Here is a 20,662-nt window from a genome sequence, read left to right on the forward strand (position 1 = left end):
TTGTTAATTGAAAAATATGTTTACCCGGATAGTTAAAATGGAATTCGAAAAGGAAAATGTTTCTGCTTTTCTGGCTAATTTTGAAGTCGTTAAAGACAAGATTCGCAATTTTCCCGGCTGTACTTTTTTGGAACTTTACAACGATAAAAATAACGAAGCAATCTTTTTCACCTATAGCCGTTGGAATGATGAGCCAGATTTGGAAAATTACAGAAACAGCGAACTTTTTAAAAATGTTTGGAGTGTAACAAAACCAATGTTTAAATCAAAAGCTGAAGCTTGGAGTGTTGATACGCTTGTTAGTATTCATTAAACAGCTGCAGTGAAAGGTTAGATGGTTAGATGGTTAGATGGTTAGATGGTTAGATGGTTAGATGGTTAGATGGTTAGATGGTTAGATGGTTAGATGGTTAGATGGTTAGAAAAAAAGAAAACTTGGCGACTTTTCGCATTGGCGAGAAAATAATTGAATCGTAAAACGAAAAAGAGTTTTATTTCTACATAGACTGAATTGAAACTTTGAACTTTGAACTCTGAACTCTGAACTCTGAACTCTGAACTCTGAACTCTGAACTCTGAACTCTGAACTCTGAACTCTGAACTCTGAACTCTGAACTTAAAATAAATGTTTACAATAATAAAACGCGAAATAAATTCCTTCTTTTCAAGTACCATCGGGTATTTGGTGGTTGCTGTTTTTTTGGTTATAAACGGTTTGTTTCTTTGGGTTTTTAACGGAAGTTTCAACATACTCGATTCCAGCTTTGCAGACCTTTCCCCCTATTTTGAACTCGCGCCCTGGGTGCTGCTTTTTTTGATTCCCGCAGTATGTATGCGCGCCTTTAGCGACGAAATGAAAATGGGCACTTTAGAACTTTTACTCACCAAACCGGTATCGTTGAAACAAATAGTTTTGGGGAAATACTTCGGTGCAGTTCTCTTAATTTTGATAGCGTTGGCGCCAACAGTTTTGTACGTTTTTACCATTTCAGAATTAGGCAATCCTCCCGGCAATTGGGACGTTGGCAGTACAATTGGCTCTTACATTGGACTATTATTTTTAGTGCTTGCCTATACTTCTATTGGTATATTTTCATCCACGCTTTCGCAGAATCAGATTGTTGCTTTTATAATTGCCGTTTTTCTCTGTTTTGCGCTTTATTATGGCTTTGATAGCTTTTCATCTTTAAGTTTTAATATTTCACAATTCGGGATGAAGGCCCATTTTGATAGCGTTGCCCGCGGGGTTTTAGACACACGGGATTTGATTTACTTTTTGAGCGTTACGGCATTTTTCATTGCGTTGACCATTTTTAAATTGAAAAAACAATAATGAAGACTTCAGTTAGAAAAAATATAGGTTCGCTGATAGTTTTGATTGCAGGACTGATTCTTTTGAACATCCTCGGAAACTATTTCTACAAGCGCTTTGACCTTACACAGGACGAGCGTTTCACCCTTTCCGAAGAAGCAAAACAAATTGTTGATCAAATTAATTCTCCCATAGTCGTGGATGTTTTTCTGAAAGGAAATTTTCCGCCTGAATTCCGCAGACTTCAAAATGAAAGCGAACAACTTTTAGAGGAGTTTTCAGCCTATAATTCCAATATAAAGTTTGAATTTATCAACCCTACCAAAAAAGGCAACGAAGCCTTCCAATCGCAATTTGAGAAATTTGGCTTGACACCCGCTCAAGTATCCGTTACCGAAAGCGGTAAACAGAGCACCGAACTTGTCTATCCATGGGCACTGGCCCATCACGATGGCAGATCAATTAAAATACCATTACTAAAAAACCAACTGGGCGCCACTTCTGAAGAAAGAGTGAACAGTTCCCTTCAAAATCTGCAATATGCCTTTGCTGATGCCTTTAAAAAACTTGCAACTGAAAAATCCAAGAAAGTAGCGGTATTAAAAGGAAACGGCGAATACGACGACCGCTACATTGCAGATTTCTTTGGAACACTTCGGGAATATTATTTTATCGCTCCTTTTACGCTCGATTCTGTTGCTTCCAATCCTGAAAAAACTTTAAGCGCTTTAAATAGTTTTGATTTAATTGTGGCCGCGCAGCCCACAGAGGCTTTCAGTGATGCTGAAAAGTATGTGCTGGATCAATATATTATGAATGGCGGAAACTCTCTTTGGTTGCTTGATGCAACCCAAATGAAGTTGGATACGGTTAGCGGAAACAGTTTCGCTTTTGGGAAGGATTTAAACCTAAACGATTTCTTCTTTAATTACGGAATTCGCATCAATCCTAACTTGGTGAAAGACGTTTATTCCGCGCCCATAGTTTTGGCCAGTGGCGACGATAGAGACTCGCAATACAGCCGCTATCCTTGGTTTTTTAGTCCACTTAGTAGCAGCGCAAACAATCACCCAATTGTTTCAAACATTGAAGCTGTAAAGTTTGATTATGCCAGCGCAATTGATACACTTCCAAACAATATTAAAAAAACGGTGCTGCTCTCCACTTCCCCCATAAGTAAAATAGTGGGACTGCCCTTCCCTATTGATTTTGATGTAGAAATTCCGAAGAATTTACAAGTAGTGAACGAAGGGCCAAATCCCAATGAATACAACGCTGGCGAAGTGCCGCTCGCGGTTTTGATGGAAGGTGAATTCACTTCAGTTTTTAAAAATCGCGTGAAGCCTTTAAAATTGAGTGGCGAACTGAAAAATATAGATGACGGTAGCGATTCAAAAATGGTCGTTATTAGCGATGGGGACATCATAAAAAACCAAATGCAGGGCAATAGACCGCTTGAACTCGGCTTCGATAAAATGACCAATCAGTTCTATGGAAATAAGGAATTTCTGCTGAATACGGTCAATTACCTTCTTGACGACAGCGGACTTATAAACATTAGAACACGGCAAATTGCGGTGCCATTTCTGGATCCACAAAAAACTGTGGAACAACGCACCAAGTGGCAAATGCTTAATATATTGTTACCGTTGGGGTTACTGGCTCTTTTTGGAATAGGTTTTACCCTTTACCGAAAACGTAAATACACTCGCTAAATGTTGATAAGTTTGTTTTAGCAAACACTTCAATTGAAATATATTTGTGGTTCAACAGGCTCACCAAACTTTTAAGCTACTATCAATTAAAAGTTTTGGGAGAGCATTATTGACAATTATTTCATCAAAAACACATATAATGAAATTTATCGTATCGAGTTCGTATTTATTAAAACAACTGCAAGTTTTGGGCGGTATTATAAATAACAACAATACCCTGCCTATTTTAGATAATTTCCTTTTCAACTTGGACGGGAAATCCCTTACCGTTTCAGCTTCCGATTTGGAAACTACTATTTCCTCAAAGTTGGAGGTTGAAAGCACTGAAAAAGGATTGGTCTGCATTCCTGCAAGACTATTGTTGGAAACCTTGAAAACCTTTCCAGAGCAGCCGTTAACCTTTACCGTTGAAGATAACAACACTATTGAAATTAGCTCCAATCACGGTAAATACGCTTTAGCGTACGCCAGTGGCGAAGAATTTCCAAATGCTGTGGAATTGAAAGAACCTTCCGCCACAGTTGTTCAGGGAGATGTACTTGCTACGGCAATCAGCAAAACAATTTTTGCTTCGGGAAACGATGATCTAAGACCCGTAATGAGCGGTGTTTTCTTTCAGTTTTCAACGGACAATTTAGTGTTCGTTGCAACCGATGCGCACAAATTGGTAAAATATACCCGCGATGATATTAGCGCTTCACAAACTGCGGAATTCATAATGCCGAAAAAGCCGCTTACCCTTTTAAAAAGCATTCTAGCAGGAAGCGAGGAAAACGTTACCATAGAATATAACGAAAGCAACGCAAAGTTCATTTTTGAAAATACCGAAATGATTTGCCGATTGATTGATGGGAAATATCCAAACTACGAAGCCGTAATTCCAAAAGAAAACCCAAACAAATTGGTTATTGATAGAAACCAGTTTTTAAATTCCGTGCGTCGTGTTTCTATTTTCTCTAGCAAAACAACGCACCAAATCCGTTTGAAAATTGCGGGCGCTGAATTGAACATTTCAGCGGAAGATATAGATTACAGCAACAAAGCCGAAGAGCGTTTAACCTGCGATTATCAAGGCGATGATATGCAGATAGGTTTCAACAGCCGTTTCCTTACGGAAATGCTGAACAACCTTACAAGCGATGAAGTTTCTTTGGAAATGAGTTTGCCAAACAGAGCTGGAATTCTTACCCCTGTTGACGGGCTTGATGAAGGCGAAACGGTTACTATGCTTGTTATGCCGGTAATGCTTAATAATTAGATTCTTAGATTCTTAGATTCTTAGATTCTTAGATTCTTAGATTCTTAGAAGTTTAGAATATTATTTTAAGTAATCCGCCCAATTGGGCGGATTTTTTTTATTTCAAAATTGTGATGACATATTCTTTATCGTTTCGATGTGTAGTTAGTTTAATCCTTAAAATCACTAACAACTAAAAACTACACACATGAAAACATTAAAAACATTGAGCATTTTATTCTTCTCTTTACTAATTCTTTCTTGTTCCAAAGATGATGATAACGACAGTGGCGGAGATCCTGCCAAAACTGAATTTACCGCTACAATCAATGGCGGAGGCTTTGGCAGCAATTACGCAGCTCGCTTGGGAAGCTACTCAACGGACTCCAACAACGGACTAACCCTTGCAATAACAGATGAGAATGCAAACGTGATACGCTTTTTTTTCAATCAAACAGGTGGCTTTGGAAGCGGAATCACCAAAATTGTTGGAGACGTAGATTCCAACGGATTCGTAACAAACGTTATAATTAGGGACCAAGGCGCCCAAGTTACTTACAACTCTTCCGAGGGTGAGATAAATATCTTGGAGAACCGCGAAAATCCTGATAGCGAGGACGGGCGGTTGATATCCGGAAACTTTACCATAACGGCAACTTCAGGGGTGGGACCCACTGTTACTATGACCGGAAACTTTAAGGATTTTGCTTATTGATTAAATAAAATGTTCAAAGAACCAAAAAAGGGTTGCACGAACGCTACCCTTTTTTTTATGTCCGCTCCGTTCCATTTAGACAATCGTTTAAAAGTTTACCAAAGAATCTTACCTTTGCTGCCAATGATACATACAGACACCATAGTGGCAATGGCTACCCCAGCAGGCGCTGGAGCAATAGCAGTTTTAAGGCTTTCAGGGCCAGAAGCTATAGCAATTGCTTCTTTTATCTTTACTTCCGTTTCCGGAAAGGAACTCGCAAAACAGAAAACCCATACCGTACATTTAGGGAATATAAAAGATGGTGAACGTGTTATTGATGAAGCACTCATAACAATTTTTAAAAATCCAAATAGCTACACAGGTGAAGATGTGGTTGAAATCTCCTGCCACGGAAGTAATTACATTCAGCAAGAAATAATACAACTATGCCTTCGGAAAGGCTGTCGAATGGCGCAAGCTGGCGAGTTTACACTTAGAGCATTCCTTAATGGAAAGATGGATTTAAGCCAAGCAGAAGCAGTTGCAGACCTTATTGCTAGCGACAGTGCTGCCAGCCATCAGCTTGCAATACAGCAGATGCGTGGTGGTTTTTCTTCAGAAATAAAAAAGCTACGTGAGGAACTGTTAAATTTTGCTTCGTTAATTGAGTTAGAATTGGATTTTGCCGAGGAAGACGTAGAATTTGCAAACAGGGACGAATTTCAAAAACTTATTTCAAAAATAACCCAGGTTCTGAAACGTTTGATTGATTCCTTCGCCACGGGAAATGTACTAAAAAATGGAATTCCTGTGGCCATTGTGGGCGAACCAAACGTTGGAAAATCCACGCTTTTAAACGCCCTTTTAAATGAAGACCGTGCTATAGTTTCAGAAATTGCAGGAACTACCCGAGATACTATTGAAGATGAAATAAGCATTGGCGGAATCGGGTTTCGTTTTATTGATACCGCCGGAATCCGGGAAACGTTGGACGTTATTGAGGGATTGGGAATAAAGAAAACTTTTGAAAAAATTGAAGCTGCTCAAGTTGTTATTTACCTCTTTGATTCTGAAAAGTTTCAGGTTTCAGGTTCCAAGTTTCAGGTTGAAATTGAAACCATCAAAAACAAATATCCTTTAAAAAATCTTGTGATTGTTGCCAACAAAGTGGATAAACTTTCAGAAGAAGAAACAAAACAACTATATGTCACCCTGAGCGCAGTCGAAGGGTCTTCTTTTCTATTACTTTCTGCGAAAACGAAAAATGGTGTTACCGAACTTCAAAATAAATTACTCGATTTCGTAAACACTGGCGCACTCCGCAACAACGAAACCATTGTTACCAACAGCCGTCACTACGACGCCATGCTGAAGGCTTTGGAGGAAATTATCAAAGTACAGCAAGGTATTGACAGCGGTTTGAGCGGCGATCTTTTGGCTATAGATATTCGGCAGGCGCTTTATTATTTCGGTGAAATTACCGGTGAAATCTCTAACGATGAGTTATTGGGTAACATATTTGCCAATTTCTGCATCGGAAAGTAAATAGCCATCTCAAATTTTTGGGTCGTCCTTAGTTGCCATACCCGTACTCGACCAAATATCGGCCAACATTTCCCAAGGTATCTGGCCTCTCTTTTTATTTTCAGAAGTAATTTGCTCCATAATATTCTTCAATACAGGACTGTCGGAAATTCCCATGGCAGCACCAATTGTCTTTACAACCATTTGCGCAAGTTCCACAGGTTCCTGGGTTGCCCACGATTTTCCATACGCCTCCCAATCGGTATGCGTGGTTGGCATTTCTATATCTTCGGGTCTTGTTGCAGCTGTATCTAATACAGTCGCTCTTTCTGCTGGGATTTTTTCATTATAGGTTATAAGTATTTCGCCTTCTTCGAAATTAGCAAACGATTGGCTCAACGAATTCTTATCCCACTTCAGCTCCATTTTGCCCTCTGCTGGGTGGTAAATGGATGTATAGACAGTTCCAAATCCCTCATTATATTTTCGGTTGAACAGCGGACTTTTCAAAAACGCCTCAACAATAGCATTTTGTTCCTGTCCCTTTTCAGAAATAATCTTTTGCAGAAATGCTTCACGCTCCAATGTTTTTGAAAACTGAGCATGTTCCGGCCAGTCTATTTTCCCTTGATGGTTTGTTGAAAGTTCAATGTCTTTTACTATCGGGTCACGATCGGGAGCCAACTGTAATAACTTATGGCTACCTGTCTTGTCTAAAACCATAACATTGTAGGCCATATGGGATGGAATATGCTGCAAAACTTCAACAGCTTCAGAAACACTTGAACAGAACTCAAGCACATAACGGATTATAAATGGAATTCCAAAGCCCTTGCCCACTACTTTTCTTCCCCCAAAAGTGAGGGAAACAACCAAACCATCAGAATTCATTCCATCTACCATACCCCATAAGCAATCACTAATCCCTATAATATGTTTTCCATTCCAAGCGGTGTTTAATATAGTACCTTCAGACAAATGAGGATGATAGTCATAATTCCTTATCAGCATCGGCGGGTTTTGAGTGATAAGCTGTGAGCACCCACTAATATATGCCGGAGGTTGATATCCGGTCAAAAAACGTTCTGCTATGGGATCGTTACCTGCCAAGCTGCAAAGTTTTTCATAGGTAGGAACAAATTTTGGCATATACTCCTGTAGCTTTGCCTTGGCCACAGATAACGGTGGGTTATCCACCGCACCTTTGCTTTGGAACCAAGCCTTATAAGCAGGCCAATGTTTCAGAAATAATTTTTGCCATTTTTGTCCAGGCTTCGCCTCAGAAATTGATTGATAATTAAGTTGTAGCATTTTTTTTTAAGTTCTTTATTAAATTTTAATTTTCGTTTAGGAAGTAGCTGATATTGAAATAGAATGTAATCAGAAAATCAATCTATTTCACATAAACCGTCTTCCTATTCACAAACTCCATCATACCATCTTTAGCGAGCTCTCGGCCGTAGCCTGAGCGTTTTTCACCACCGAAAGGTAGCCTTGGGTCGCTTTTCACCAATTCGTTTATAAAATAGGCGCCATCGCTTACTTCGCCAGCATATTTAAGAGCCATTTCAATATTTGTAGTGCATACGGTAACTCCGAGTCCGTATCTAGACTGCTCTGAAAGTGCAAATGCCTCTTCAATTGTTTTTACTTTTAGCATTGCTGCCAAAGGGCCAAAGGTTTCTTCGTCAAAAGCGGGCATTCCAGGTTTCACATTTCCCAATATGGTAGGTTCGTGATAAGCTCCGTTCTGTTTTCCACCTAATAACAGTTCTGCACCCATTGTAACGGATTTTTGCACTTGCTGTTGCAATTGGTCTGCCAAATCCTTTCGTGCCAATGGGCCAACTTGAGTGCCACTTTCCAATGGATCGCCCGATTTTAAATTTTTTACTCCAGTGGTAAATTTGGTGACAAATTCATCATAAATGTTTTCCATTAGAATAAAGCGCTTGGCGGCAATGCAACTTTGTCCACAGTTCAACATTCTAGCCGTTAGTGCAGTTGCCACGGCTTTGTCAATATCTGCATCCTCCCAAACTATGAAGGCATTGTTACCTCCCAGTTCCAACAATGTTTTTTTTATATACCTTGCTGAAATTTGAGCAACAGCTGCCCCGGCTCTTTCACTACCGGTAAGCGTAACTGCTTTTACAACATCGTGAGCTATAATGCTTTCGGTTTTATCGTGATGCACTATCAAATTCTGAAAGACACCATCTGGAAAGCCAGCTTTTTTAAAAACACCTTCAATTAGTTCGGCGCAACCAAAAACGTTTGGCGCGTGCTTTAAAAGTCCCACATTTCCAGCAATAAGCGTGGGTGCCGCAAAACGAAATACCTGCCAGAAAGGAAAATTCCAGGGCATAATTGCGAATACGGCACCAATTGGGTCGTGACGCACAAAACTTTGCTGGGCATCGGTTTTAATAATTTCATCTGAAAGAAATTCAGAAGCATTTTCAGCGTAATAATCGCAGACCAAAGCACATTTATTCACCTCAGCACGCGATTCGGAAATAGGTTTGCCCATTTCCAAAGTTATCATTCTGGCATATTCTTCCACATCTCGGCGCAATATGTTTCCCGCCTTCGCCATTAATAAAGAACGGTCTTTCAACGGAACTTTTCGCCAAGATTGGAATGCGGTTTCTGCTTTTTGCAATTTTTCTGAAATAGCTTTATCTGTTTCGGCATTGTAGGTTCCAACTATTTCTTCGTTATAGGGGTTTATACTTTTAAAATTCATAGAATTAATTTCTCATTAACTATTGTTATTTAACAAATCAACAAACCTTTCGGGTTACTGAAACCCGAAAGGTTTTGACTGAATACTGCGTACTGGATACTGATTACTGATTACTGATTACTGAATACTGAATACTTATTTAGTAAGATTTCCAATTATCTCAGGCTGTTCGGTTTTATCATCCAAAACTGTGGAAGTGTAATTGGCTTGCACGGCATTTATCCAAGTTTTTGCGCGTTGCGTGAGTTGAAAATTATCGGTCATCATTCGTCCGCGAGTTACCAAAATACCCATATCAGCACCTTCGTACAAATAATCGCCTTTATTGGTTATGCGAAGAAAGAATGCCTCGTTTTCGGTTTCCACGGCTCTACGGTGCGTATCCATCCGGTTAAACTGTATATGGCCATTGTCAAAAATTTTCCAGATACCCGATCGTGGTGCTTCTGTAACTTGTTCTATGGTTTTTTTGGTATGCTTAATTATCAATTGGCTCCAGCTATCTGTATTTTCTTGTTTTGCCCAGCGATTGTTGATGGCTTTTACATCAAGATCATAATCTACGTCCATCCATTCTAAAATATGAAACAGATAAAGTGGCGCATCTGCCAATGCGAATACAGCATGATTAGTAATGGAGCTGGCACCCGTAACCCTTGGGTTAAGTTCGCCGAGATAGATTTCACCATTATCCTGATCAATCAAAAAGTCGAGTTCAAAATAGCCTTTATAACCTTCCTTTCTTAATTGGTTGCCAAAAAGCTGGGTGTACTCACGTGCTTTTTTCCTAAGAGCAGGTGTAAAAGAATCTGGATAAATTTCATTTCCACACCATCCCCCTTTATAAGGAGTAAGTTCTTTGAAACCTACCAATTCAGTCATCAGCGGTGCTACAATTGTTCCATGGCGCGTAACGCAAGCCTCGATGGCAGAACCGCGGCAATTAATGCGCTTCATTATTTTTACCTCTTTTTCAGCTTCTATTTCTTCCGCGTGCTTTTTGTATTCTTCTTCATTTGAAATAAAGAAAGTAGTATGCCCAGAATCACCAAATGGGGTTTGGATTACTAAATCGTTCCCCAACTTTTTTGAAACTTTTTGAAGATGCTCATAATCATTCACTTTTGAAAGTACGTAGGGAACACAAGCCACACCTGCTTTTTCAGCGAGACGGTTCGTATTCACCTTGTTGTCCATTGCTGTCCTCATTTTTGCGGAAGGAAACATCACTTCCAGCCCCAATTTCTTGGCGAGTTTTTCGGTTTTTTCGGTAAACATCAAAAACATTACTTTCCCGGCTTTTCTTCCTTTTTTTCGAGATTTTACGTATTCCTGCACTTCGGGATGCTGCAAAAGATAATTGTTGATGTCTTCGATGCTTTCAAACTCATCATGCGGAATTTCTTCCTTGGGTGAAAAAACATTCGGGTGAAGCCCATCAAAGCACTCAATATAATTGATAAATTTGAAACCCTTTATCCACTCATCCGCTCCCAAGAGGTTGAAATTTGTGGCACTTACAAAATAAATGGGGGTCTCGTTTTTATAAAAGAAACGTCTCAAATCGGGAATGCCGTTGAGTACAGATTTTGGCTTCGCTACCGTTTTTGAAGTCTTACTATCTTTCGTCTTGGCGGCAGATTTTTTTACTGCCTTGGTTGCAGAAGCCTCTTTTTTCGTTTTTGAAGTTTTGCTTTTTGTTTTGGTTGTTTGTTTATCTGTACTCATAATTGTTTTTTAAAAAATTAAATTCGAAACTTCGACCCTTCAATAGGCTCAGGAAAGGAACGCTCAGTAACCTACGTAGAAAAATCGAAACAAAATGTTATTTGTATTCTAAGGGAAATTTTAAGTCATCCTTATTGACTTTTATGTTTTACTTAAGCTTTAATTTTTTCTTTTTGAAATAGCCATTCCCATGGCACCCAATGCTGTTGCGGTTTTTTGGCGGTTAAGTACGCTGTCGCGGAAAATGCGCAGGCCAAGATCTGCTCGGTAGCCGTGAATTTCCGATACATCAAGCGCCAGCATAAAGTTAATTATCTCTTCACTTACCACTTGCCCCGGAACCAAAACTGGAAAGCCCGGTGGATAAGGAATAACAAACGAAGAAGCTACTAAATCACGTCCCTCTGCCATTGCTTTTTTACAATCTCCAAGTGATATATATTCATAATTATCTTCATTATAAGCCATAAAATAGGCTTCCCTAATATTGCCGCCCGGTACATTTGGCACAGCGCGGAACGAACTGTGAAAGTAACTAAAGTCCGGCAATGGCGGCACTTCCTTTATAAGTGAATGGATTCGCTTTTGTGAAATCTCGCTCTCCCTGCTGTTTAGTGAGCGGAACTGCTCATCCAACTGTTCCGAAATTTTCAAGAGTGCATTGGTCAAATAGGCAACGCTACCTCTGGTAGTACCAATGTTTGTCATAAACAGCACCGTATTTCGCGAGGTTTTATTAATCTGGATATTGAACTGATCCATCAAATATTTATTTTTGAAGGTATCGCCATCCACGCCCGTTCTACCAATAAATAAAGTAATTTTTGTGGGGTCCAGCATAAATTCGTCCTTTTCCCAAGCAGCTTCCATTCTGTTCCAACCGGTTGAAGGCGAATAATATTCCCCAAGCCCTGTTTCCCTGTATTGGTCTGGGATAAAATCTTTTACCGTAAGTACGTCAAAATATTTATTCAACTGTGGGTTGTTAGTCACTTTTGCACGAAGCACCATCGCCATTTCAATACTTTTCTCCACCATTTCAAAGCCTTCAAATTCCACTTGCCGCCTTCCCACGTCAAGAGACGCAAGCATTTGGTAATTAGGCGACGTGGAAGTATGCGTCATGTAAGCTTCCAAAAAGGTGTTTTCAGATTTTTTTCTAAAATCCTCATCCCATATATGTATCATAGATCCCTGACGGAAACTGCTCAAGGTTTTGTGCGTACTCTGTGTAGCATATACCCTGATGCAAACTTTATCTGGATCCGGCAAAGAGGGCTCCTGCCCCTTGGAAAGTTGTTTTATGTGATTTTTGTAATCCTTTCTGTACGATTCACTCCGGTATTTGTGAAATAATTTTTTAGCTGAAAACATTGCCGTGCGCTGTTTGTAGGTATAAGTGAAACCTGCAAAAGCAAACCACGCCTCGTCCCAAAGAAAAATCATATCTGGTTTTATGGCCAATATTTCCTGCATCACTTTTTGAACATTATATACCAAACCGTCAAAAGTGCAATTGGTTAACAGTAACATTTTTACTTTGTCAAGCCTTCCCGCTTCCCGCAATTGAATTAATTTTTCTTTGATACTTTTCAAAGGAACCGCTCCGTACATAGAATATTCTTCAATGGGATACGAATCTAAATACACGGGATAGGCTCCGGCCAATACCATTCCGTAGTGGTGACTTTTGTGGCAGTCGCGGTCAATCAATACCAAATCTCCCGGTTCTATAATTGCCTGTAAAACTATCTTGTTAGCCGTAGAAGTTCCGTTGGTCACAAAAAAAGTACGTTGAGAGCCGTAGGTTTCGGCGGCCATTTCCTGTGCTTTTTTTAAAGTTCCAGTTGGTTGGAGCAAGGAATCCAGCCCACCTGTTGTGGAAGATGTTTCAGCCAAAAACATATTTCTTCCGTAAAATTCACCAAAGTCCTTAATCCATCGCGATTTAAAAACTGAATTTCCACGGGATATTGGCATGGCGTGAAAAATTCCTGTTGGTTTTTGGCTGTATTCTTTTAAAGCGCTAAAAAATGGTGTTTCAAAGCGTTCCCGAACGCCGCGAACAATACCCAAATGCAATTCCTGCAAATCTTCTTTCCTGTAATAAATTCTGCTGAATTGACGAAGGGTGCTGTCTTTTAAGTCAGTTAGTGAAGTATCGGTAACATAATAAGTATCAAGTTCTGGGCGGAACTGTCGCACAAATTCCCCCAGAAGTGGGCCGAGGTCGTATTCGGGTATATTTTCCAGATCAATTTTCAGCACATTTTGAATGTAGGGTTTCAATAATTCTGAAATATTTGTAGAGGCATACGGCGGTGCGTAACGTATTACAGCAGCTTGCAAATTTGGGTTGAAAAGCAAGGCAATCAGCGCATCCTGAAAGGAAGGCTGCACTAAAAAATCATATGTAAATTGTTCGTTTGGTTCGCGTATTTCATTAAGCTTTTCCTGAAGAGCCACTTCTTCTTTGGCAGGAAGATCTTCTACAAAGAGTACTTCAAAATAGTTTTTCTTTTGACCCGACGAAAGTTCGCGCATATCATCAGAGCCCGAGTGCTCACTTTCTTCCGCGGGGGAAGAGGTGGGATGGTTTAAGTATTCATCACTTACAAGCTGACGGTTTATTTCGGTAATGTTGTGCGCCAATGAAACGTACTCCTCCTTGGTAAGCGCTTGGCTTAATCTTTCAAGCCTTATTTTTCCAGGGTAGACAAAATATTGTTCAATCGTACCAATATCCTTTAAAAAATCTTTGAGAGTTTCAATGTGTTCCTGTTCTGCTTTCGACCCTTTTTTTGAATTTGCAAGGTTTGCGCTTTCCCTCTTCAGATCCCGCCAAGTAGCGAGACGAAGTTGGCCAATACTATAATAAGGTGCACTGATTGTCTTTTTTTTATCGGACATTTTTTAGTTTTTGGAATTTATTGCGAGCTTATTACCTTCGCTATCTATAAATAGTGCGAAATGACCAGCATCATCACTTATTTTTGTTTTGGGCATAATTATGCGGCCGCCAGCTTTTTCCACTTTATCGAGAATAGGCTGAAGGTTTCTGCCTCCGTTTAAATAAACAAGCGAACCGGTTTCACTGGGAACGCAACCCTGCCCCATAACCAAAGCGCCACCAATACCTGTGGTAACGGGAAAAACGGCCATTGCATATTCGTTCATTTCAGTGGTTTCCATCTTTATACCATAAATCTGGTTATAAAAACTGGTAGCTCGCTCCATATTAAGGACAGGTATTTCAAACCAAGTAATGAAATCCTTCATCTTATTATTTGTCTTCTTTGGTTTTGCGGACATTGTTCCCATATTTATTTTATTTTGATGTTATTGTAATGTATTTATCAGTTGAGTTTATAGCTAGAATCTATTTATTTTTCATACCCATCTCCTTTGTAGCTGATCACACTAACTGGAAGCTCTATCTCGCTTTCCATTTTCTTAAGATGTTCCAGTTCGTCTACCTTTGTAGGCTTAATTAGTGGCCCTAAAGAATCGAGATACGGATGTTTTGCGCTGGGTGAATAAATGTTGAAATCGCCAAGATTGTCGCGAAAGCTCTTGAGCGGTTGGCCTAGGCGCATCACTCCGAGTTCACGGCTTCTTTTTACTCTTGACATATCTATTTCAATAGGGAAAATTTCTTCCGTGGCACCTGCTTTGTACAAGATTCTTCCGTCAGGACCACATACTGTTGAACGTCCAATTCCCCCTGTTTCCAGACCATTTATATCGAAGAAGAAACATTGGTTTACTGCGGCCATGGTCTGCGCGATGGAATGCTCTATTTCGCGATCCATGGTGGCAGTCATTGTGGGGTGAAGTATTACTTCGGCACCCATAACGGCAAGTGTTCTAACTGTTTCGGGGAACCACATGTCATAACAAATTGATACTCCGAAAATACCAACATTTGGAATCTCGAAAGTGCAGAATTCATTGCCCGGGGTTATCCCAACCTCAAAAGGGTAGAAAGGAAACATTTTGCGATATCTGGTTACAATTTCACCTTTGGGATTAATAACGGTTGCGGTGTTGTAAATCTTGTCACCATCCTTTTCAAAGATAGAACCGGGCAGGAGCCAAATACCGTATTTCTTGGCCATGGCTTGCATTTCTTTCTCAAATTCTCCAGGAATTTCCTGAGCGTAATACGTTAATGGGCCATAGGCGCAAAGTTCGCTGAACATAACCAATTGCACCGATGGATATAGGTGCATTGTGATATCCAATTTTAGTTTCATCATTTGTAGGTTACTCTGGGTGGCAGAAACCCGCATTTGGATGCCGGCAATAGTAAATGGTTTCATATAATTTTTTGAGTTAATTTTTGAAGTTCGTTTTCAAGAATGTCTAGGCCTTTGTGAAGCTGTTCATCGGTAATCACTAAAGGACAAAGCACACGGATAATATTTTTGAAAGTACCTGCATTTATAATAATGAGGCCATTTTCGGCACAGTTTTTTACTATTTGGTGGCAGAGTTCTCCATCGGGTTGGCGAGGATCACCATTTTTTACAAATTCCATAGCCATCATTGCGCCCATACCACGTACGTCTCCAATCTCTGGATATTGCTCCTTCATTTTTTTGAAGCGTTCCTCAATGATTTTTCCAACTTCTATTCCTCGTTGGTTTAAGTTTTCATCCTTTATCATTTTAATGGTCGCAATTGCTGCCGCGCAACACACGGGATTTCCTATATAAGTTCCACCTATGGAGCTTGGTGCTGCTGAATCCATAACTTCGGCTCGACCCAAAATGGCGGCTATGGGCATACCAGAGCCAAGGGATTTTGCGTAGGTACTTATGTCTGGTGTTACGTTGTAATTCTGCCAACTGGACCAGTTTCCCACTCGGCCAAAGCCGCTCTGGATTTCATCAGCGATTAGCATGATTCCATATTCATCACAGAAATCACGAAGACCATGAAAATATTTTTTTGGGACTGGATTAAATCCGCCTTCACCTTGAATTGGTTCAATAATTACAGCTGCAAGATTATGCGGATCGAAAGTGTTTTTAGCAGCTTCCCTTAAATTTTTTAATTCGCGATCCACAAAAGCATCCAAACTTAAATCTTCGTGATACCGATAAAAATTTGGGAACGGAAGTCTGTAAACCTCGGGTGCAAAGGGGCCACAATTTACTTTATAGTCAATTTTGCTTGTAATAGAAAGAGCCATAAGGGTACGGCCGTGGAAAGCATCTGTAAAACACAAAACCCCTTGTCTCTTAGTTGCCTGTCGGGCAATTTTTATGGCGTTTTCAACAGCTTCTGCTCCTGTACTTACCAGCATTACTTTTGTATTATCGCCGTGAGGAAGTATTTCAACAAGTTTTTCACATAGCTCTATATAAGGTTCATAAGTAACTACGTTGAAACTTGTGTGAATGTATTTTGCAGCTTGCTCCTGTATTGCCTTTACTACGGGTTCTGGGCAGTGGCCGGCATTTACCACGCCTATACCGCCAGCAAAATCAATCATTTCGCGACCATCGCTATCTGTTATTATAGCACCCTTCGCTGCCATTGCGGTTGCGGTATTAAAGACTCCCACCCCGCTGGCTACAACATTTTTTCGTCTTTCGAGGAGTTCTTCAGATTTTGTCAATTGTTTTAACATATAGATTTTAGAGATTATTTGAAAAATATACTGAAAATATAAGAATCTAATATACTATTTAGGATTAATTTAATACAATTTATGAATGGGAAAAGTCAAAATAAAAGGTGCTATAAATTGATGTTTTTAAGGCACTTTCCTAAATCTCTGATCCTAAAACGTTAAGGTTTCCCCAAACTATGGAATTAAAGCGCTCTCAGTTTTTAGTTACTAATAGAAACCATAGCTTTGTATTTTAGTAATCGAAAAAAACAAAAATGATGAGTCAAGTACAAGGAAATGAAACCGTAAAACTTCACTACACAGGAAAACTAAACGACGGACAAGTGTTCGATAGTTCCATTCAGCGTGAGCCTTTGGAAGTAAAATTGGGAGAAGGTAAATTGATCCCAGGTTTTGAAAAAGGATTGGTGGACATGAAGATAAACGACAAAAAAACGATCACTATTCCTAAGGAAGAAGCTTATGGCGAAGTTCAAAAAGAGCTTTTCCAAAAAATACCAAATGACAATCTTCCTCAGGAAATAAAGCCAGAAGTAGGTATGGGTCTTGTATCCAAAAATCCTGATGGTAGCGAACGCCAACTGCGCGTTTCAGATGTAAAAGATGATTTTATCATCGTGGATGCCAATCACCCACTAGCAGGACAAGATTTGACCTTTGAACTCGAATTGCTTGAGATAAAGTAATTTTTTAGAAATATCTATTGAAAAAGACTGCCGAAAGGTGGTCTTTTTTTTGCTGTAGGCTGTAGGCTGTAGGCTGTAGTTACAAAAAATACCAATTACTCATCACTCATTACTCATTACTCATTATTAATTATTAATTATTCATTACTAATTAATCATCTCCCCTTTTTCTAGGTTCAGAATCTCAGCAATTTGCCTAGAGCTTATAGCTTACAGCCCTTTTCAAAACAATCGCATCCACACAGTTAATTCCATCAATGGCTGCGGAGATAATTCCACCGGCGTAACCTGCGCCCTCGCCGCAAGGATATAAGCCTTTAATTTCAATATGTTCTAAAGTTTCAGCATTTCGAGGAATAGAAATAGGCGAAGAAGTTCGGCTTTCTGGCGCGTGGAGCACTGCTTGGTTCGTATAATAGCCATTCATTTTCTTTCCGAAAGCTACAAAGGCTTTTTTCAAACGCTTGGAAAGTAATGACGGAAGTACTTCATTCAAATCCGCTGAAACGATGCCCGGCTGGTAAGATGTCTTCGGAAAATCTTCAGAAACTTTTCCTTCCACAAAATCAATCATCCGCTGGGCTGGAACTTTTTGTGTCTTCCCTCCTGCTTCCCAGCAGCGTTGTTCTACAAGCTTTTGAAAATCAAGGCAAACAAACGGGTCGTCTTCCTTATAATTTGGTAAATCTTCGGGCGAAACACTTACAACAATTCCAGAGTTTGCATACGGATTGTTGCGCTTGCTTGGGCTCCATCCGTTGGTAACCACCTCCTCCTGCTCTGTTGCGCAAGGCGCAATTATTCCCCCGGGACACATACAAAAAGAATACACACCAAGCCCATCCACCTGCTCTACTAGCGCATAACTAGCTGGTGGTAGGTATGGGTTGTCGTCTTCTCCGTGGTATTGAATATAATCTATAAGCTCCTGCTGATGCTCCACACGAACGCCAATGGCGAAAGGCTTGGCTTCAATTTTTATGTTTTTCTCGTGAAGTAAATAAAAAATATCCCGGGCCGAATGGCCAGTAGCAAGTATTACGTTATCAAATTGCAACCATTCTTCACCATTAATCTGGATTGCTTTAAGTGAACTATCAACAACTTTGAAATCCGTCAATTTTGAATTGAAATGTACTTCGCCCCCATTTTCAAGAATCGTTTCGCGCATTGAAGTAATAATCTTCGGAAGTTTATTTGTGCCAATGTGTGGATGGGCATCTACGAGAATATCTTCATCGGCTCCAAAGTGCACAAACCACTCCAAGGCTTTTAGAACGTTGCCACGCTTCTTTGAGCGGGTATAAAGTTTTCCGTCAGAGTAAGTTCCCGCGCCGCCTTCGCCAAAACAATAGTTGCTTTCCGGGTTAACAATTTGGTCTTTATTGATTGCCGCAAGATCCCTTCGGCGTTCCCGAACGTCTTTTCCACGTTCAAAAATGATAGGTTTCAAACCTGCTTCAATTGCCCGAAGTGCAGCATACAATCCAGCTGGACCTGCGCCAATGATTGCAATTTCTTTGCAAGATGAAACATTCTGTGGAACAAACGGCGGAATGGTTTCACGCACTTCGCCTTTCAACCATAATTCAATCTGCAGATTTATTTTGATGGGTTTACGGCGTGCATCTATAGAGCGTTTTCGAATGCGCCAATCACTAATTCCATCTCTACGAAGCTTTTCTTTTTCCAAAGCAAGCTCCAGAATATATTCCAAGTCTTCCTGCTGCCGAGGCAATATCGCTATTTGAACTAATTTGCTCATAAGAGCAAAGATAATTTTTTTAATGGTGAATCTGTCAATCCGTGAATCTGTGTCCCGATAGCTATCGGGATTGTGAATCTGTGAATAATAATATATTCTATTTACATAACAAATCCCTCACTCAATTATTAACTTATTAACCTACTCACTCACTCACTCAACCATCCAAAATCAGTTAAAAATTATCTAAACTTTCATTATAATTCTTTAAGTGAAACTGTAATTAGTTAATTTTAAAGAAAACCAAAAACTATGAAAAAACACATACTATTCTTAGCGCTCTGTACATTTTCAATCTATTCCTGCAAATCGGAACAGAAAAGGAATACAGATGAAATGGCTTCTGCACAAATGAAGCAGGAAGCAGATACGGTTCAAACTGCGTTGGGGCAACTTGTACTTCCAAAACCCTATGCCACTAAATCCGTTAGGAATTCAACCGATTTGGTAGATTGGCCAGAAGGAAAAATGCCAGTTGCCCCCCAAGGTTTTACCGTAACCAAATTTGCCGACGGTTTTAAAAATCCACGTTGGACATACATTGCGCCCAATGGCGATATGTTTGTTTGTGAAGCAAACACACGCGGAAGTGCAGGACTTATCACTTTGCTACGCGATAAAGACGGGGACGGAAAAGCTGAGGTGCGCGAAACTTTTCTTGAAAATTTAAAACAACCCTTTGGGATGCTGGTTATTGGCAACAGCTTTTACGTAGCCAATACGGACGGACTTTATAAATACCCATACACAGAAGGACAGACTTCCCTGAACGATTCAAAAGGTGAAAAAATAGTTGAACTTCCCGCCGGAGGTTACAACAATCACTGGACCCGAAATATTATTACCAATGAAGCCAAAGACAAAATCTATATTTCCGTGGGTTCTGCAAGCAATGTTGCCGAACACGGAATGGACGAGGAAATTCGCCGTGCAAATATTCTGGTTGTGGATTTAAATGGTCAAAACGAAAGGATATATGCAAGTGGACTTAGAAATCCTGTTGGGATGGATTGGAACCCAGCGAATGGTGAGCTTTGGACTGCGGTAAACGAACGCGACAAACTTGGAGACAATCTGGTGCCAGATTATGTTACCAGCGTTAAGGAAGGTGGTTTTTATGGTTGGCCTTACTCCTATTTCGGAAAGTTGAAAGACCCACGAATGGAAGGAAAGGGTGCAGATTTAGTTGCAAAAGCAATTGTGCCAGATGTTTCCGTTGGGCCGCATACAGCTTCATTGGGGCTAACATTTTATAATGCAGATGCGTTTCCCGCCAAGTACAAGAACGGAATTTTTGTTGGGCAACACGGCTCCTGGAACCGTTCAACTCTTTCAGGTTATAAAGTAGTTTTCATTCCTTTCGAAAATGGAAAACCCGCTTCACAGCCCGAAGATTTCTTAACTGGATTTATAGCCAACGAAAACAAAAGCGACGTTTACGGCCGCCCCGTGGGTGTAACAGTAACTCCAAAAGGCGATTTGCTGATAAATGATGATGCTGGAAATGTTATTTGGAAAGTGAGTTATTCTGAGTAGTGAATCTGTGAGTATGTGAATGCGTGTATTTTTGAATAAAAAAATCTTGACTCCTGATTCTTGGCTCTTGAC

The 20,662-nt window shown here is 40.0% G+C and carries 16 protein-coding genes; 8 read left to right on the forward strand and 8 right to left on the reverse strand.

The window, feature by feature from the left end; genetic code table 11:
• Positions 1-16: 16 nt before the first annotated feature.
• From ESV24_RS14020 to mnmE, 6 genes are all read left to right on the forward strand, one after another.
• A complete protein-coding gene (locus ESV24_RS14020; protein WP_111817020.1) occupies positions 17-313 on the forward strand; it encodes a putative quinol monooxygenase in 297 nt (98 codons plus the stop codon).
• Between the two features lie 312 nt (positions 314-625).
• On the forward strand, positions 626-1,333 hold the full coding sequence (gene gldF, locus ESV24_RS14025) for a gliding motility-associated ABC transporter permease subunit GldF (RefSeq protein ID WP_111817019.1): 708 nt from the start codon (positions 626-628) through the stop codon (positions 1,331-1,333).
• A complete protein-coding gene (gene gldG / locus ESV24_RS14030) occupies positions 1,333-3,027 on the forward strand; it encodes a gliding motility-associated ABC transporter substrate-binding protein GldG (RefSeq protein WP_170227898.1) in 1,695 nt (564 codons plus the stop codon). Before gldF ends, gldG begins: the two co-directional genes overlap by 1 nt.
• Before the next feature lie 139 nt (positions 3,028-3,166).
• The gene (gene dnaN, locus ESV24_RS14035) at positions 3,167-4,285 is read left to right on the forward strand and encodes a DNA polymerase III subunit beta (RefSeq protein ID WP_111817017.1); all 1,119 of its coding nucleotides are present in this window, start codon (positions 3,167-3,169) and stop codon (positions 4,283-4,285) included.
• 187 nt (positions 4,286-4,472) lie between these two features.
• Positions 4,473-4,979 carry a hypothetical protein gene (locus ESV24_RS14040; protein WP_111817016.1) on the forward strand — a complete coding sequence of 169 codons (507 nt, stop codon included), beginning with the start codon at positions 4,473-4,475 and terminating at the stop codon, positions 4,977-4,979.
• 123 nt (positions 4,980-5,102) lie between these two features.
• Entirely contained in the window at positions 5,103-6,506 is a 1,404-nt protein-coding gene (gene mnmE / locus ESV24_RS14045) for a tRNA uridine-5-carboxymethylaminomethyl(34) synthesis GTPase MnmE (protein ID WP_111817034.1), read from the forward strand.
• A 9-nt stretch (positions 6,507-6,515) separates the two neighbouring features.
• Here mnmE and ESV24_RS14050 read toward each other — a convergent pair whose 3' ends face one another.
• The 7 genes from ESV24_RS14050 to ESV24_RS14080 all read right to left on the reverse strand — a co-directional run bounded on the left by ESV24_RS14050 (position 6,516) and on the right by ESV24_RS14080 (position 16,600).
• Complete coding sequence (locus tag ESV24_RS14050) at positions 6,516-7,796, reverse strand: C45 family autoproteolytic acyltransferase/hydrolase (protein ID WP_111817015.1); 1,281 nt, start codon at positions 7,794-7,796, stop codon at positions 6,516-6,518.
• Positions 7,797-7,878: 82 nt separating this feature from the next.
• The gene (locus ESV24_RS14055; protein WP_111817014.1) at positions 7,879-9,234 is read right to left on the reverse strand and encodes an NAD-dependent succinate-semialdehyde dehydrogenase; all 1,356 of its coding nucleotides are present in this window, start codon (positions 9,232-9,234) and stop codon (positions 7,879-7,881) included.
• 135 nt (positions 9,235-9,369) lie between these two features.
• Positions 9,370-10,962 carry a biotin carboxylase gene (locus ESV24_RS14060; protein WP_111817013.1) on the reverse strand — a complete coding sequence of 531 codons (1,593 nt, stop codon included), beginning with the start codon at positions 10,960-10,962 and terminating at the stop codon, positions 9,370-9,372.
• Positions 10,963-11,121: 159 nt separating this feature from the next.
• Positions 11,122-13,872 (reverse strand): aminotransferase class I/II-fold pyridoxal phosphate-dependent enzyme, encoded by a 2,751-nt coding sequence (locus ESV24_RS14065; RefSeq protein ID WP_111817012.1) that lies wholly within the window; start codon positions 13,870-13,872, stop codon positions 11,122-11,124.
• A 3-nt stretch (positions 13,873-13,875) separates the two neighbouring features.
• Complete coding sequence (locus ESV24_RS14070) at positions 13,876-14,283, reverse strand: VOC family protein (protein WP_111817011.1); 408 nt, start codon at positions 14,281-14,283, stop codon at positions 13,876-13,878.
• 62 nt (positions 14,284-14,345) lie between these two features.
• On the reverse strand, positions 14,346-15,284 hold the full coding sequence (locus ESV24_RS14075) for a carbon-nitrogen hydrolase family protein (RefSeq protein ID WP_111817010.1): 939 nt from the start codon (positions 15,282-15,284) through the stop codon (positions 14,346-14,348).
• Complete coding sequence (locus tag ESV24_RS14080; RefSeq protein WP_111817009.1) at positions 15,281-16,600, reverse strand: aspartate aminotransferase family protein; 1,320 nt, start codon at positions 16,598-16,600, stop codon at positions 15,281-15,283. The genes ESV24_RS14075 and ESV24_RS14080 overlap by 4 nt, the downstream gene beginning before the upstream one ends.
• Positions 16,601-16,860: 260 nt before the next feature.
• On the opposite strand from ESV24_RS14080, the gene ESV24_RS14085 reads away from it, so the two are divergent.
• A complete protein-coding gene (locus ESV24_RS14085) occupies positions 16,861-17,289 on the forward strand; it encodes an FKBP-type peptidyl-prolyl cis-trans isomerase (RefSeq protein WP_111817033.1) in 429 nt (142 codons plus the stop codon).
• A 196-nt stretch (positions 17,290-17,485) separates the two neighbouring features.
• On the opposite strand, the gene ESV24_RS14090 is transcribed toward ESV24_RS14085, so the two are convergent.
• Complete coding sequence (locus tag ESV24_RS14090) at positions 17,486-19,054, reverse strand: NAD(P)/FAD-dependent oxidoreductase (RefSeq protein WP_111817008.1); 1,569 nt, start codon at positions 19,052-19,054, stop codon at positions 17,486-17,488.
• 252 nt (positions 19,055-19,306) lie between these two features.
• On the opposite strand from ESV24_RS14090, the gene ESV24_RS14095 reads away from it, so the two are divergent.
• Positions 19,307-20,590, forward strand: coding sequence for a PQQ-dependent sugar dehydrogenase (locus ESV24_RS14095; protein WP_111817007.1), 1,284 nt, complete (start codon positions 19,307-19,309; stop codon positions 20,588-20,590).
• Positions 20,591-20,662: the final 72 nt, after the last annotated feature.

Origin of the sequence: Aequorivita lipolytica, assembly GCF_007997135.1 — a bacterium.
GTDB classification, from domain to species: domain Bacteria; phylum Bacteroidota; class Bacteroidia; order Flavobacteriales; family Flavobacteriaceae; genus Aequorivita; species Aequorivita lipolytica.